The organism is Neobacillus drentensis (genome assembly GCF_036965245.1).
Taxonomy (GTDB): Bacteria; Bacillota; Bacilli; order Bacillales; family Cytobacillaceae; genus Neobacillus; species Neobacillus drentensis_G.
This window is the reverse complement of record NZ_JBALPG010000052.1, coordinates 1-15,633: the sequence shown is the minus strand read 5'-3', so window position 1 is coordinate 15,633 and position 15,633 is coordinate 1. Positions and strand designations below refer to the sequence as shown.

Below are 15,633 nucleotides of genomic sequence, written 5' to 3'. Positions count from 1 at the left end.
ACATCGCCAGCTTGAAAAACTTTTCACAAAGATTAACGAAGCACAGCTAAGATTTTGCGCATTCTTTCATTTCCGCCTGCTACTGGACGCCAGTCGAACTGAACAACCGTACCGCCATTTTCAGTAATGGCATTCGTAAATTTCTTCAAGCCAACGTTGATAACACTTGGCTTTTCGTTTAATAATTTTTCGATTGCAGGAGAAACAGTTAAATCTTGTTTTTCAAATACTTTGCTAGCAGGATTCATTTCCTTATCCGCTTCTTTTAAATCAATACCGAGCATTGCAAGTGCTGTACGCACTGCTTGGTTGTTGCTATCTCGTAAAATGACGCCAGCATTTGTAAGCTTATTTTTTTGATCCTGGTAGCCTTGTGGATCTTGCTCTGTTCCACAAACCGTTCCAACAAAATAAATATTTTTTCCGTTTTTCTTTGATTCGTTTTGGATCTCTTCAATAGCTGGGATTAATTCACTAGCCATATCATCATGAGATCCATAACCAAGAACAACATCAAATAGGATAATAGCTGTCTTCTCATCCTGCGCAGCTTTTTTAAAATATTGAACTCTTGTTTCAGGGTCAATCATTGGATGTGGTTTTCCTTGTGTATAAATATCATCACCAAGGTCAGCCACTTCAAAGCCGTTAACTTTTAGCAAGTAGCCCTCTTCTGCATGTTCGGACTTTCCTAACCCGAAAGCTCTGCTGATCAGATTAGCTGCTTCATACCCAAGTGTACCGCCTGAATATAGTCCTTTGATCGTTGATTGTTCTGGTCTTAAGTCTGCAGCTGGCACTTCAGAAGTAAGCACATTATAGTTTGCTTTAACAGGATTGCCCTTAGCAAGATCAACAGCAATCAATGCAGTTTCTTCCAGCGTATGTGCATAGTGGACATTTCCTTCATGTGAATGTGGAGCTTCTCCTAAGAAAATAGCAACCACTGGTTTTGATAAGCCTTGAAGTAAGTTCACAACTTGGTCACGCACTTCTTTTGCTGGCGGCTTAGAAATGACAGCAATAACTTCTGTTTGTTTGTGTGCTTCTAATCCTTTAATAGCGTCCATCATGGTAATCGCACCCACGGTTTCAGATAGGTCACGTCCACCAGTTCCGATTGCATGGCTTACGCCGCCGCCAATGCGATCAATAATTGTAGACACTTCTTGAATACCTGTACCAGATGCTCCGACAATCCCAATATTTCCTTGTTTCACAATATTTGCAAATGCCATTGGTACCCCAGTTTGGATCCCTGTACCACAGTCAGGGCCCATTACAAGCAGACCTTTTTCGTGGGCTTTTTGTTTGATACGAAGTTCATCTTCGATTTTTACGTTATCACTGAAAATAAAAGCATGTAATCCATTATCAAGCGCTTTTTCAGCTTCTTCTGCAGCATATTGTCCTGGAACTGAAATGATCGCCATATTTACAGTAGGTAGTGCTTTAAGCGCTTTATCCCAAGTACGTACTGATTCAAATTCCTGCTTTGTGTTGCTGATTGCTTGATTTTTTAAGTAATTATCAACTTCTTCAAGCACTTCTGGAATTTTGTCTTCCGAGTCAGTATCAACAACAATACACATATCATTGGCTGCCGCTTTTTTTAATTCTTCTGTATGAAGACCGGCAGTTCTAAATATATCCTTATTGGCCGGGGTTCCCATCATAATTTGAACCTTATTAACACCTTCCATTGTCGATACCTTATTTGTGAGAAGCATTAGGTTAACGGAATCCTGGTAGGAGTTTTCTTTAATAATGGTATAAAGCATTACTAGATGCACCTCTTTTATTAGTAATAGTGTTTCCGTTTTTTGGGAACGGACTCACTCAGTTCTTTACTACCCAATGGTAATCGTTTTCCCCTTGCAATGTAATAAAAAATACAGGTGAGGCATTAAAAATTCGTTAAATTTTTCGAATTTAGTTATTTCCCTTTACTTCGCTATGATACATTTATTCATAGTGTCTGTTTCTAATGTTTACACAGCCTAAGTCAGTTTTCTTAGCTGCAAATTATCTATCTTATTGTCTAGGTAACTAAAAGAATATTTTAATCGTTATTGTTCACATTAATTAAGAAGTAAGATTTTTGCGTGACGATTATTTTAGGAAGAAGTGTGTAAAACCGAAAGATGAAAACAACAATTGTATACAAAAGCACAGATAGTTTTGAGATTATGGCTGATTTTTATCCTGTTTCCTTAAAAAATAGCCCAGTTGTCCTCTATATTCACGGCGGCGGTTTGTTTTGGGGCTCGCGGGAGGATATGAAGAAAGAGCAGATTGAATTTTATCTTTCTGCAGGGTTGAATGTATTTTCAATTGATTACCGATTAGCACCCGAAACGAAACTGTCTGAAATTATTGCAGATATCGCTGACGCGCTAAAATGGCTCGAAAACACAGGACATCATGAATTTAGCTACGATCCAAGAAAAATAGCAGTGATTGGAAGTTCAGCAGGTGCCTATCTGGCCCTTATGACAGGAACGTTTAAAAACAGACCAAAAGCAATTGTCTCGTTCTACGGTTATGGTGATATTACTGGAGACTGGGCAACAAAACCGAGTCCTCACTATCAAAGAATGACAGCCGTACCGAAAGAGCTGGCAAAAATGCTCATCTCAAATAAGGTTATTACAGTCGGGCCGATTGAGAAACGATATGCTATTTACATGTATGCTAGACAGCAAGGAGTTTGGATTGAGGAAGTAAGCGGTATAAATCCATTAATAAAGAAGGATGAACTGGTAAAGTATTGCCCACTTCAATCTATCAATCGTGAATATCCACCAACCTTGCTTTTACATGGAACTATGGATGAGGATGTTCCGTATGAGCAATCCGTTCTTATGTCCGAAGCGCTGCAAACAGCTGGAGTGGAAAATAAGTTAATTACAATTCCTAATGGCAAGCATGTATTTGACGAGGAATGGCAAAACCCGGTAGTCAAAGAAGCCTTTGCTGAAGTCATTCAATTCTTAAGGAAACATCTTGGTTAAGCAATGGCTAACTTCAGCCCTTGTTTTTCCTTATTGACAGCATGATTATTTCTTGTAAAAAGAAAATGGATATAAAAAAACAGTGGACCCCATTTTTTGGAATCCACTGTTTTTTAGTTTAAAATACTTTTTATTAGATAAACTATACATTATATAGGAATTTATTTTGCAAAACGGTGGTTACCAATCGTTACCGTTACTTCACGTGATAAAATCCAATTACTTGAAGATGTTTTTGGATTGTAGAAAAATAATGACCCTTTCCCTTGTCCTCTGAATGCTAAAGCTTCATTCACAGCCTGTTTTGAAGCTGCATCTGCTGGTTGATTGATCTGACCATTTTGAACAGGAGTAAATGCATAGTGTCCATTAGATATTTGATAAATTACTTCCCTAACCGAATTCGGAAAATCGGGACTTGCAACTCTGTTCAAGATTACTGTAGCAACAGCTACTTTCCCAGCATAAGGTTCTCCAACTGCCTCTGCATGAACTAGACGTGCCATTAAATCTTTTTCTGCTTCAGTAATAGTAGAATTAGGGATTACTAGATTTTGACCAACATTTAGAGCACTACTAGTTGCATTGTTTGCTTTCATTAAATTAGTAACTGGAACTCCGAACTTAGTAGCAATTTTCCAATACGTTTCACCAGATTGCACTTTATGTGTCGTCGTTGCTGCTTCAGTTGTACCATTTAACGTAAACGCTGACATTGATAAAATTAATCCAGATGCAATTACTAGCTTTTTAAGTTTATTCATTTTATTACCTCCCATTGGTGTGTCCGTCTCTCTACTACTAAGGCTATCAGTTGTAACATTCTTATTCATCGACCAATAATTGGTAATACATTTCCAACTAAAAGGAGACCTGCCATAACCGCTTTTCTCTATCAATTGGAATAATCATCCATTTGATGTTTTCCTCCTAATTTTCCCTCGCGTGGATAGTTAAGGCTCCATTATTACACTGTGTTGCATGCTTGTAATAAAACAAGGGCCCCTATTACCACGAAACTTCACTAAATTGACAACAAATTCCTCAAATTAATACAGGATTCCATATAAAACTTTGGTAATAATATAAAGGAAGGCAATCTAAAGGAGGTTTTTTTAGTGGAAAATCATTTAGTGAGTGTATTAAACAAGCAAATTGCGAATTGGTCAGTCATGTATATCAAGCTACATAACTACCACTGGTATGTAAAGGGAGGACAATTTTTCACCCTGCACACAAAATTCGAAGAATTTTACAATGAAGCAGGACTTCATGTCGATGAATTAGCAGAACGTCTGCTGGCAATTGGCGGAAAACCTGTAGCTACCATGAAGGAATGCCTTGAAATTTCATCGATCCAAGAAGCAGCCGGTAATGAAACCGCTGATGAAATGGTTCAGTCTATCATTAATGACTTCTCGGTAATCATTGGTGAATTAAAGGAAGGCATGAGTTTTGCAGGGGAATTAGATGATGAAACAACGGGAGATATGCTGCTTGCAATTCATTCGGGTCTAGAAAAACACGTTTGGATGTTAACAGCATTCCTTGGTAAATCACTATAAGTATTTAAAGTCCAACACTTCACATTGTTGGACTTTTCCACTTCATTTAAATTAGAATAATTATTAAAAAAGTTTGACTTTTATTTAGTAATTACATTATTATTAAAATAAGAAAAAATAATTTTGGAGGATTGATAAAGTGTCCAAGCATGAAGTAATCGTTTATAGCAGTACTGGATGCCCATATTGTGAAAAAGTAAAATCGTTCCTAAAGGATCATGGAGTTGAATTTGAAGAACGCAATGCTTCCATACATAAAGAATATTTTGATCAATTAAAAGAACGGAAAATATATGGAACGCCGGCTACCCTAATTAATGGGAAGCTAGTCTTAGGCTTCCAAGAGAAAAAATTAAACAAGCTTCTTGGACTTTCAGAAGAGGAAAACATTACATCTGCTGTAGTAACGGTGCCTGACACCAAAAACACTACAGACGCAGTAAATTTGGTACCTGACACCAAAGGAGAGATTACTGATACGATTTTCCAACCCATTAATGAAAAAGTCCTTTCCGATGTATATGATTTTGTTACAATTGGCGGCGGACCTGCAGGTGCCTCTGCTGCTGTTTATGCTGCTCGTGGGAAATTAAAAACACTCGTCATTGATAAAGCCCCAAAAGCAGGAACGCTGGCGATTACCCATAAGATTGCGAACTATCCGGGTGTTCGCGAGGAATTAACAGGCTTGGAGCTATTAACGAGAATGCAAGTACAAGCAAAAGACTTTGGAGCAGAATTTGTTCGCTCAACGGTTCTATCCGTTGATTTTTCAGATGAAATCAAGAAAATTAAGGTAGCTGAGGGAACCATTAAAGCGAAAAGCGTTTTTATTGGTGTTGGCGCCAAAGCCCCATCCAATAAAATTAAGGGTGAAGAGGACTTCACTGGCCGTGGCGTAAGCTACTGCTCAACCTGTGATGCAGCCTTTTATCAGGATCTGGTTGTTGCCGTTGTCGGTGATAATGATGAAGCTATTCATGAAGCAGAAACACTGGCTAAGTACTGCAAAACGGTTAAACTATTAATTCCATTTGAGCAATTAAAAGGGAATGCCGATCTTTCCTCACTAGAAAATAATCCGAAGGTAGAAATCTATCGCCGTCATCGAGTCCGAGAAATCGTTGGAACAGATAGCGTTGAGAAAATTGTGATTCTTAATGATAAAAAAGAGGAACAAGAATGGCATGTTGATGGGGTTTTCTTATACCTTGGTGGTATGAAACCTGGCACAGACTTCTTAAAAGACGCGGTAAAAAGGGATGAAGAAGGCTATGTAGTGGTAGATGATCACTTGCGCACGAATGTAGACGGTGTTTTTGCCGGCGGTGATGCCCGAAGAACACCAATAAAACAAGCTGTCATTTCTGCTGCCGATGGAGCAATTGCTGCCTTAAGTGCCGAGCAGCATGTCAATAAACGCTCAAAGCTACGCCCGCAATACAGTTAAAATAGTGAAAGGACATCTGCCCCACTCTAAATTAGGGCAGTTGTCCTTTTTTAATATTGTCAGATTCTGTCGTAAACTGTACAATTTTAACTAACATCCATCCTATCAAAAGGATTAACGGGGGGAATTGAAATGAAAAGAATCACACTACTTATCCTAACTGCACTTATCCTTTCGGCATGTACTCCAAAAGCCTATACTGAAAGTTTCACTGCTGGAAAAACTGCACTGCAAAAAGGAGAGTATGATCAAGCGATCAATAAATTTGAAAATGCTTTAGAAGAGAAAGAAACGGCTGAAGCAAAAAATTATCTTCATTTTGCTCAAACCTTACTGGAAAGCCGTAAACTATACCACGGCGGGGACTTTGATGCTGCCATCAATTCGATTAATAAGCTGTTAAAAGAGAATTCTTCTGAAAAACTAGATGGGAAAGTCAAGAAACAAGCTAATGCACTCTTAAAAGAAATTTTACAGGCAAAAACGGTTTCGGAAACAATGAAAGAAAAAATGACAAAAGGAAAAACACTTTTAGAGGACAATCAGTTTGACCAAGCAGCTGCGGTTTTTAAAGAAGTTGCTGAAACAACTAATTTACCTGACGTTACAGAAATTGAAACAATGGCAAAAGATGCTGTTGCGTTACTTACCGAAACTACGAAAAAGAAGAATGCCGCTGAGCAGGAAAAACAACAGAAAGATGAGACAGTGAAAAAGAAAGAAGAAGAAAAGCAGAAGCAAGAAGAAGGAAACAAGACACTCACACATGAACAAGCGGTGGATTTAGTAAAGAAGCATCTTAATATAACATCTGAACAAAATGTAAAAGTTGTTTATGATCATGATGCTGATAATGGAGACTACGTAATCCATGTATATGAATTTGTTGTTGATAATCCAAGTACTGGCGAAGGTCACACTACAACCTGGGGCTGGTACGGTGTAAACAAACAAACGAAGGCTGTTTATGATACGATGCAATAATATAACAGACTATACCTCTGCGCAGGTAAAGAGTTCAATTAAAAGGTCTAAACGAACAATGGAATGAGAAATGACGTGTGAATAGGTACACGTCATTTTCTTTTTTTACAAAGTCATTTTTAACGACTTTCGAGGACATCCTTTGGCTTCAGATCCCGACGTTCCCCCTCAATTTATCTTTTCCTTTACTTCCTTTTTTTTCTATACTATGCACTTGTCCATTTCAATTCTTTTGATACATGCATACATTATAATTATTTGACGGAGGAGGTGATTAATATGTCTGGACACATTTCCAGCAGCTTTGCGTTAATTGTTGTTTTGTTTATCCTATTGATCATTGTTGGAGTATCTTTTATTGGCGGCATGTACTAATCATTAAACCATCTCTCCAAGAAGTAAAAAAAGAGCGGAAACCCATTGGTTTCTCCGCTCTTTTTTATGCTTCAATATTAGATTGAAAAATCGGATCCTTTAGCTGCTGTAAAATAGACCCTCAAAATTTGAAATTCCATTCTTCCTGTGTATTTAGATGTTTGTTACCTTCCAAATGACCCCGATCTTCGGAATATAGCCTTCCCCGCTGCCAGGTGGTTTTCGATAGCCAAAATCGACGATGTACATCACATAAAAATATTAGGGGGGCTTGGTCATCATTCCTTAACTTTTCAATTAAGCTCTTTGTACAATGGTATCAATCAGCACAATTTCACCTTGACAATTTATTGCTTCTGTTAACATTGCTTCAAATTCTTCCACGTTAGTTGCTTTCATTCCTCTTGCTCCATAGCTTTCTGCTAACTGAACAAAATCCGGGTTAGTAAAAGTAGCCCCGAAACTTTCACCAAACTCTTTCTTCATCGTATCGACTTCAAGCTTCAGCATCGAATCATTTAATAAGATGATGACAAAAGATAAACCAAGCCTTTTGGCGGTTTCTAGTTCAGAAAAATTCATTAATGCCCCGCCATCCCCGGTAACACAAATGACTGTTTTTTCAGGGGCAGCTAATTTTGCCCCGATGGCACCCGGAATGGAAATGCCCATGGAGGCAAAACCATTTGAAATAATCAGTTGTTTCGCATGCTTCGGTTGATAGGTTCTTGCAATCGTAACTTTATGTGAACCTACATCTGAAATAACGATTGTTTGCTTAGTCTGAACTCTTTCAAGTACATGTAAGAGTGTTTCAATCGTTAAGGTAGAATCTGTATTTGCTTTTTCAACAATTGAATAGGACTCTTCAATACGACTCTTTAATCCTCCCGAGGGCTGCCAAGATTTTGCTTTTAGACTATTGGCTAGAAAAAGGGGCAGTGTTTCTTTAAGGTTGCCTACTAACTCAGCATGAACGGGATAATATCCATCTACATCAGCTGCTGTTGCAGCAATATGGATGACCGGCACTTTTTTCTTATTCCATTCCGATGGAAGCTTTTCGACAATATCGAAACCAATCACAATGAGTAAATCTGCTTCCTCAAATCCCCGAAGGACATAGTCTTTTTCCATAAACCCAAATGTGTAAAAATTTTGCGGGTGATCTTTAGGTAAAATACCTTTGGCCATAAAGCTTGTTGCAATCGGCGATCCTAGCTGCTCAATGAATGACTGAACTTCCAAGACAGCATCTTGGCGAATTACCCCATTTCCAACAATAATAAAGGGACGGGCGCTTTGGTTAAGCACCTGAGCGGTCAGCTTAAATGCTTCAAAAGCTGGCACACTTTTTGGCAGTCTTGTAACGGCTAAAGGATTTGTAATCACATTTTCGGCAGCGATATTTTCAGGGAATTCAATTACCACAGCTCCTGGTTTTTCTTCAATTGCCATTCGAAAGGATTTTCTGATGATTTCAGGAATCGTGTTCTTTGCTTTTATTTGTATAGACCATTTCGTTACAGGTTCGAATACCTTTTGGATATCAATATACTGATGAGCATTTTTGTGCTGTTGATCCAACCCTTTTTGACCGGTCAAAGCGATGACTGGTGAATGATCTAAATTTGCACTCACTATTCCTGTTAATAGATTTGCTGCCCCAGGTCCAAGCGTTGCCAGACAAACTCCTGGTTTTCCTGAGATACGGCCATAAACATCAGACATGAATGCCGCCCCTTGCTCATGGCGTACAGGTATATAAGTAATTTTTTCTGAAGCGGACAACGAATCGCCTAAATCAATCACTTCTTTCCCAATTATCCCAAAAACATATTCCACCCCTTCATTTTCTAAACAACTCACAACTAAATCTGATGCTCTCATTTCTGCCTCCATATTAATAGGTTTTATTACACCTATTCTTTGCCAAATTTTCATAATCATGAAAGGCAGCCCGTAACATAAACAAAAATATCTCAAATATAATAAAATATGCGGTTTAAAGGAGGGCGACCTAATGGTACAACAGCAAGGCCTTAACGGAATGGATAATCAAATGTTAATTGCCCCTGAAACGTTTGCAGCACCTCCCGAATCATTAACAGAGCAAATGTTTATTGAACGTTCGTTAACAGAGAATAAATTTTGGCTGAGGATTATGAAAGAGCATTCCTATTTTTTAGGTGAAGGCTTTAATCGGAAGGACAAACATCTTATTCAACAAACCGATCGTTTTTATCATTATTTTGAGGAGCAGGAAAAAAGAGCATACCAAACCCCTAATAATGTAACGGCTGTCCGTAAATTAAATGAAGATTCAATTCAGCTCGTGCTTGGTTTACGGAATTTCAAACGTAATCTGCTCATCCTGATTGTCAATTGTAAGGTCATGGGCTTTAACTTCCCACTTCTTGTCGACCATATTGCCCGTGAAGCCGAATACTTTATGAGAACGTTGAAAAAATTTAATGAGGGAATTTTGGATCCGATTCAAGATGCAATTATCAAGGAAAATGTCTTTTGGCTGAGGATTATGATGGAGCATTCGCGTTTCATCGCCTCCCTGCTTGACCAATCGGAACGAAATTTAGTTAGAGCAGCACTGAAATTTGGTGACGATTTCGAAATCCTTCTTAATCAGGCAAGAGACGTAGAATCGATGTTATATAAGAAAAGCCCGACGTATCCAATCATTGGCAAGCTTAATAAAGACAGTGAAAATGCCGCACAAGAAATACGTGCCTTTAAGCAGGCAGGGTTAGATTTCATCAAAAATTGCCAAATCAAAAATGTTATTGACCCATTGTTAGCCGACCATGTCGTGAGGGAAGCAGATCATTTCCTGCAAATGGTTCGTATATTGGAGGAAAGGTTAAAAGTGAAGCAGCATGAACAACAAAGGCTATAATAGATGAAAAAAGAGACTATCCACGGACAGTCTCTTTTTTTTGGCTGCGAGCTAAAACTATCATGCTTATCGTAATAATAATAAATGCAATCAATGCAAGCAAGGGAATCGTAATAAATCCAAGCCAATTAATGTAATCCTTCGAACACGGCACTCCAGATGTACACATTTCAAATTGCTGAAGGTAGGGAATTTTTTGTAACAATGTATGATACCCAGATATTAACACCCCAATGATTGACACCGGGAGCACATATTGGTAGATTCTTTTATCATTCCGATAAACCGCAATCCCTAAAATAATCGCTAATGGATACATAAAAATCCGCTGATACCAGCAAAGAGTACAGGGAATAAAGTGCATCACTTCACTAAAATACAAGCTGCCAAGTGTGGCAATAATGGCAGCTATCCAGGCAAGAATCAGAGATTTACTCATTACTATTTCTTCTCCTTAGAAGCTTCTTCTACCATAGAGATTAAATCATCCATATTCTGTCCTTCGAACTTCTTCCCGTTCACGAAAATGGTAGGCGTTCCAGTAACTCCTAGCTTTTCAACGTAATTCATATCTTTATCCAATGCCTCTTTAGATTTCTCGCTTTGGAAATGTTTTACAACCTTTTCTACCTCTTGATCATTGGCCATTTCCTTTAAAGTGTCAATTAAGAACTTTTCAGTAAACACATCGATTTTTTCATATTGAGGATCTTCAGGCTGCTTTGCAAATAGAAGGTCATGAAATTTCCAAAATGCGTCATTTCCTAGCTCATGAAAAACCGATTCAGCAAATTTAGCAGAGCGTGTTGAATCCACATTGATAAAAGAATCGTTCATAAAATAAAACTTGGCCTTCCCAGTATCAACAAGCTCTTTTTGAATAGTCGGAACGACGCCTTGTGCAAATTCTTTACAATTCGGGCATTTATAATCACCAAACTCAATTATCGAGACTGGAGCAGACTCCTCACCTAAGAAAGGTTGATTACTATAATCGATTTTAATTCCTTTTGATTCCTCTTGGTCCTTTGAATGATTACCAAAGACAATCATCGCTAAAATGCCAACAGCAATCAAACCAATAATCCAGAAAATGAACTTGGATGATGATTTCGATTCAGTTTTCTTGTTCTTTTTGTTATTTGCCATGATCAGACTCCTTTTAATGACGTATATGAAAAAAAGGACGACAGTTTTGTCCAGATAATTTAAATATTACCTATCCCAATCAATAATGCAAATAAAAGACCTCTATCACATAGCAAAAAATCCAAATGAGTAGCTTTTAATTGATAGTAGGATATTATTAGTATAGTTACTAATTTTATCAGTTCAAGGAGTTTAGAAAATGACAAACACGAGTAATAAGTACATTGGTTATATTGGAACTTATACAAAAGGGGAAAGTAAAGGGATTTACTCTTTTACCTTTGACCCTCATATGGCCAAGATAGAAAATATTAAGGTCGCGGCACAGTTAGAAAATCCTACATATATAGCTATCAGTAAGGACAAACGCTACCTTTATTCTGTCATAAAAAAGGGCGAAGATGGTGGTGTGGCTGCTTTTTCCATCAGTGAAGACGGCACTCTTACAGACATTAACAGTGACGTGCTTGCCGGATCACCGCCTTGTTATGTAAGTGTTGACAGCCAAAATCGCTATGTGTTCAGTGCAAACTACCATAAAGGATTAGTCGATTCCCGTCTCATTAATCAGGAGGATGGTTCTATCCAGCCCGTGGCGTCTGTGATCAAGCATGAAGGATCTGGACCAGACCCTCGCCAGGAAAAACCTCATTCCCATTATGCAGGGCTTACGCCTGATGAAAAATATCTAGCGGTGGTTGAATTAGGCATTGATGCCCTAATTACATATTCCGTGGAGGATGACGGTACACTTACAAAAGCAAACCTCTTGCCATTAAAAGCTGGCAGTGGCCCAAGGCATTTGGTTTTTCACCCCAATGGTAAGTTTGCTTATATCATGACCGAATTCAGCTCTGAAGTCATCGTTTTAACCTACTACGATAAGGATGGCCATTTTACTGAAAAACAATATATCTCCACATTGCCTGCTGGTTTCACGGAAAATAATCAAGGCAGTGCAATTCATATTTCTTCTGATGGACGCTTTATTTATGCGGGCAATCGCGGACATAATAGCATCGCTGTATTTAGTGTAAACCAGGAATCAGGAGAGCTTAGCTTTGTGGAATATGTTTCCACTGAAGGGGATTGGCCAAGGGATTTTGAATTAGACCCGTCCGAAAAATTCATTGTAGCTTCGAATCAGGAATCGGGTAATCTTGTGTTATTTTCACGGGATGAAAATTCCGGCCGGTTGACCTTAATCCAGTCGGATATAGCTGTTCCATATCCAGTTTGTGTAAAATTTTTACATGAATAGGGACCTTACTGGATAAGCAAAATGTCTAGCCTGGTTTCAAAAAACCTTTCAGCCATAAGGTGTAAAAAGATAGAATCCGTGACAATCTATAGAGGACGTATTTCGTAAAGGATGTGTCCTTATTGCATTTTTTCCATGGCCAGGAATCTTTAACGATAGTAGAGTGGATATTAAGAGCAGTAGTCTCTTTTTTATTTGTAATCCTAACTGTGAAAATAATGGGTACTCGTGCCATTTCACAGTTAAGATTACTTGATTTTGTTATCGCGTTAATCCTGGGAAACATCATTGCCCATCCCTTATCGGACCAAAGAATTGGATTAAAGGGCTCAGTGGTCACAACAATTGTCATCGTTATGCTTTATTTGCTAGGCATTTTTTTGAGCTTAAAATGGCCAGGGCTACGAAAAGCCATTAATTCTGCCCCTTTCCCACTTATTAAAGAAGGAGAAATCCTATATAAAGGTTTAAAGCGGGCCAGAATATCAATCGATGATTTATTGGCAGAATTGAGGAAAGAAAAAATTGAGGACGTTAAAAAAGTAGCGTTAGCCTTATGGGAATCTGATGGAGAGATCTCCTTTTTCTTGGACCCGCAATTTGAAGCTATTACACCGTCATTCTATCAACTTCAAACAGAACCATTTGATCTCCCGCAGACGATAATAAGAGAAGGAAGGATTGACTTTACTGTTTTGCAACACATAAATAAAGAAGAAGACTGGCTTTTGAACACTTTAAAGTCCCAACATCAAACAGATGTTCATGATGTTTTACTAGCGACTATTGACCGCAAAGCCAGCTTGAACGTATTTTTATATAGATAATTTTATAATACCTATTGGACTCACGTATTATAAAATTCATTCTTTTTCGTGGGTGGTAATTCTGGTACTACTGTATCATGCTTAAACAGTAGAGCTTATTTTTCTCAAAAATACTCCAAATTGTGAATTCTTATTTATAAAATAACTTTTATGGATAATCCACCACATCACAGTAATTCCAATTATATCCTTAATAAGGTCGCCCATTGAAAAGCTTCTGAATGGAACAAAAATTTGATGTATTTCATCAATCAGACTATAGGAGACGGAGAGAGTAATCGAGATTAACTCCTTACCTTTTCCAATTTCTCCAAAACTAAGAAAGGCCAAAATAAAAAATAAATAAAGTAAACCGAATTCAAAAAGATGTGCTAGTTCGAAACCAATTCCGACCATGATCAATATAGGCAAACTTATATGGAAAGGAAGATTACCGACTGATTCTGGATTAAAGAAACTGGACTGGAGCCAAATAAATAACATGTAGCAAATAGGAAAAATCCTTAAAAAAAGTCGATTTCTCAAAAAATCTAACATAGTATCGTCCTTTGTTTTTATTTATTGTGAAATAAAGCTATTTCAATTTAATCCATCATTTTTCTTTTTTATTAATTTAGATAAATTAAAATGACACTCCAAGAAAGTGAGTGTCATCTTGATAGTTTTCTATTTATTCCTTAATTTCTTTACTATTTCGAATAGATAATATTAGCTTTATTCCCACTAAGATAATTAGACTTGTTTAGCTGGTACGCCAAAGACCGTGGTATCCGCTCTTACCTGCTTAATGACAACACTACCTGCCCCAATCTTAGCAAAACCCTTTACTTTTATGTTAGGTGTAATAACTGCATGACTACCCAAAAATACCCCTGTACCAAGCTTAGCGCATCCAGTCACATCAGAATGAGAATTAATCGTGCAACCGTTACCGATATTTACATCATGCCCTATCGTTGCACATAGGTTAATCATGACAAATGAACCCATTTGAATATCACACGTTAAGATGGCACGGGGACAAATCACACTTCCTTTACCAATTTCAACATTTTTTCCAATTATTGCAGTTGAATGAATTAAGGTAATAAATTTTGCACCGCGTTTCTCAAGCTTTTCAGCTATTGCTAGCTTTGACTTTGGGTCCGCAATTGCCATCACTAAAACATGGTCCACTTCAGGATAATAATCCTGAATGCTGCTTATTATAGGAAGATCATAATTATAACCATCAAGAATGTTTAAACTATCACTAATAAAACCAATTGGCTCCCAACTACAATCTGTAAAACCAGTGAGCCAGCTATATATCATCCTTGCTAGTCCTCCAGCACCAACAATAATCAACTTTTCCATCTTCCAATCTTCCTTTTCTATTCAAATGGGCTGCATGTTAAATTAACTGCCAATTAACTGTTGTTTGTCAATTATTAGTTTTAACAAATCACCAACAACAGAACACTTCCTGAGTGCATCATTTGAAATGGTTAGTTGAAAGTGTTCATCAATCATCACAAGGACAGAAATAAATGCTAAGGAATCCCAATTCTCATTTTCTTCTAATGGATATCCACTAGTTAATTCTGACTTTTCAACTTCCAATAAATCAGCCAATTCAACTAAAAACTCATCCATTTATTATCCTCCCCTATTTTTTTATATCAGAATCCACCTGCAGCAGAATGGCACAAAATATGTTCTTTAAAAAGAACAAAACAACAAAAAATTTTTTGATAATCTTAGATACAATTAAGATACACTGCGAACAAATCCCTAAAATTTCATTTTCCTTCTTTTTCCTGTGAAATATATTCTAAGTTTAGTTCCTTATAAAGAACTAGTCATTACATTTTTTAGCTGACATCTTCTGCTTTCTCAACTCATCCTTTATTAAAGAATCATAAAATGATCATATTTTACCATCATTGTTCCTTCTGAATAATCATTTTCATTATTCACATTAGGCTTTCCGTTTAAATTATTTATAATATTTTTGATAAAACCTTGCCCGGATTCATGTGCATGCAGATACCCTCCGCCAAATCTTGGGTTAATTTCGGAAATTACATAACCATTGATTGTTTTAAAACAATC

General features: G+C 37.5%; 16 protein-coding genes and 1 pseudogene. 8 read left to right on the top strand and 9 right to left on the bottom strand.

The genetic code is table 11. From position 1 onward, the window contains the following. Window positions 1–32: 32 nt before the first annotated feature. Entirely contained in the window at window positions 33–1,781 is a 1,749-nt protein-coding gene (gene fdrA / locus V7150_RS13515) for an acyl-CoA synthetase FdrA (protein ID WP_335518928.1), read from the bottom strand. Between the two features lie 363 nt (window positions 1,782–2,144). On the opposite strand from fdrA, the gene V7150_RS13510 reads away from it, so the two are divergent. Further along, the gene (locus V7150_RS13510; protein WP_335518924.1) at window positions 2,145–3,014 is read left to right on the top strand and encodes an alpha/beta hydrolase; all 870 of its coding nucleotides are present in this window, start codon (window positions 2,145–2,147) and stop codon (window positions 3,012–3,014) included. Between the two features lie 161 nt (window positions 3,015–3,175). On the opposite strand, the gene V7150_RS13505 is transcribed toward V7150_RS13510, so the two are convergent. Next, on the bottom strand, window positions 3,176–3,778 hold the full coding sequence (locus tag V7150_RS13505) for a cell wall hydrolase (RefSeq protein WP_335518921.1): 603 nt from the start codon (window positions 3,776–3,778) through the stop codon (window positions 3,176–3,178). Between the two features lie 354 nt (window positions 3,779–4,132). Here V7150_RS13505 and V7150_RS13500 point away from each other — a divergent pair, with 354 nt between their 5' ends. From V7150_RS13500 to V7150_RS13485, 4 genes are all read left to right on the top strand, one after another. After that, window positions 4,133–4,579 (top strand): Dps family protein, encoded by a 447-nt coding sequence (locus V7150_RS13500; protein ID WP_335518919.1) that lies wholly within the window; start codon window positions 4,133–4,135, stop codon window positions 4,577–4,579. A gap of 139 nt (window positions 4,580–4,718) precedes the next feature. Continuing rightward, on the top strand, window positions 4,719–6,029 hold the full coding sequence (locus tag V7150_RS13495; RefSeq protein ID WP_335518916.1) for an FAD-dependent oxidoreductase: 1,311 nt from the start codon (window positions 4,719–4,721) through the stop codon (window positions 6,027–6,029). A gap of 132 nt (window positions 6,030–6,161) precedes the next feature. Next, window positions 6,162–7,013 carry a tetratricopeptide repeat protein gene (locus tag V7150_RS13490; RefSeq protein WP_335518913.1) on the top strand — a complete coding sequence of 284 codons (852 nt, stop codon included), beginning with the start codon at window positions 6,162–6,164 and terminating at the stop codon, window positions 7,011–7,013. A 279-nt stretch (window positions 7,014–7,292) separates the two neighbouring features. After that, window positions 7,293–7,388, top strand: a complete 96-nt coding sequence (locus V7150_RS13485) for a YjcZ family sporulation protein (RefSeq protein ID WP_335518910.1) — start codon at window positions 7,293–7,295, stop codon at window positions 7,386–7,388. Between the two features lie 297 nt (window positions 7,389–7,685). Here V7150_RS13485 and V7150_RS13480 read toward each other — a convergent pair whose 3' ends face one another. After that, on the bottom strand, window positions 7,686–9,332 hold the full coding sequence (locus V7150_RS13480) for an acetolactate synthase large subunit (protein WP_335518907.1): 1,647 nt from the start codon (window positions 9,330–9,332) through the stop codon (window positions 7,686–7,688). Between the two features lie 79 nt (window positions 9,333–9,411). On the opposite strand from V7150_RS13480, the gene V7150_RS13475 reads away from it, so the two are divergent. Further along, window positions 9,412–10,302, top strand: a complete 891-nt coding sequence (locus V7150_RS13475; RefSeq protein WP_335518904.1) for a DUF2935 domain-containing protein — start codon at window positions 9,412–9,414, stop codon at window positions 10,300–10,302. A gap of 16 nt (window positions 10,303–10,318) precedes the next feature. Here V7150_RS13475 and V7150_RS13470 read toward each other — a convergent pair whose 3' ends face one another. After that, entirely contained in the window at window positions 10,319–10,741 is a 423-nt protein-coding gene (locus V7150_RS13470) for a disulfide oxidoreductase (RefSeq protein ID WP_335518901.1), read from the bottom strand. 2 nt (window positions 10,742–10,743) lie between these two features. Next, complete coding sequence (locus tag V7150_RS13465; protein ID WP_335518898.1) at window positions 10,744–11,451, bottom strand: DsbA family protein; 708 nt, start codon at window positions 11,449–11,451, stop codon at window positions 10,744–10,746. Window positions 11,452–11,650: 199 nt separating this feature from the next. On the opposite strand from V7150_RS13465, the gene V7150_RS13460 reads away from it, so the two are divergent. Beyond that, complete coding sequence (locus V7150_RS13460) at window positions 11,651–12,712, top strand: lactonase family protein (protein ID WP_335518895.1); 1,062 nt, start codon at window positions 11,651–11,653, stop codon at window positions 12,710–12,712. Between the two features lie 122 nt (window positions 12,713–12,834). Further along, window positions 12,835–13,539 (top strand): DUF421 domain-containing protein, encoded by a 705-nt coding sequence (locus V7150_RS13455; RefSeq protein ID WP_335518893.1) that lies wholly within the window; start codon window positions 12,835–12,837, stop codon window positions 13,537–13,539. Between the two features lie 81 nt (window positions 13,540–13,620). On the opposite strand, the gene V7150_RS13450 is transcribed toward V7150_RS13455, so the two are convergent. From V7150_RS13450 to V7150_RS13435, 4 genes and pseudogenes are all read right to left on the bottom strand, one after another. Further along, a complete protein-coding gene (locus tag V7150_RS13450) occupies window positions 13,621–14,022 on the bottom strand; it encodes a VanZ family protein (RefSeq protein WP_335518890.1) in 402 nt (133 codons plus the stop codon). 249 nt (window positions 14,023–14,271) lie between these two features. Then, complete coding sequence (locus V7150_RS13445; protein ID WP_335518887.1) at window positions 14,272–14,895, bottom strand: acetyltransferase; 624 nt, start codon at window positions 14,893–14,895, stop codon at window positions 14,272–14,274. Window positions 14,896–14,937: 42 nt separating this feature from the next. After that, a complete protein-coding gene (locus V7150_RS13440) occupies window positions 14,938–15,174 on the bottom strand; it encodes an acyl carrier protein (protein ID WP_335518885.1) in 237 nt (78 codons plus the stop codon). A gap of 255 nt (window positions 15,175–15,429) precedes the next feature. After that, window positions 15,430–15,633 (bottom strand): annotated as a pseudogene (locus tag V7150_RS13435) (ATP-grasp domain-containing protein); the annotation flags it as partial.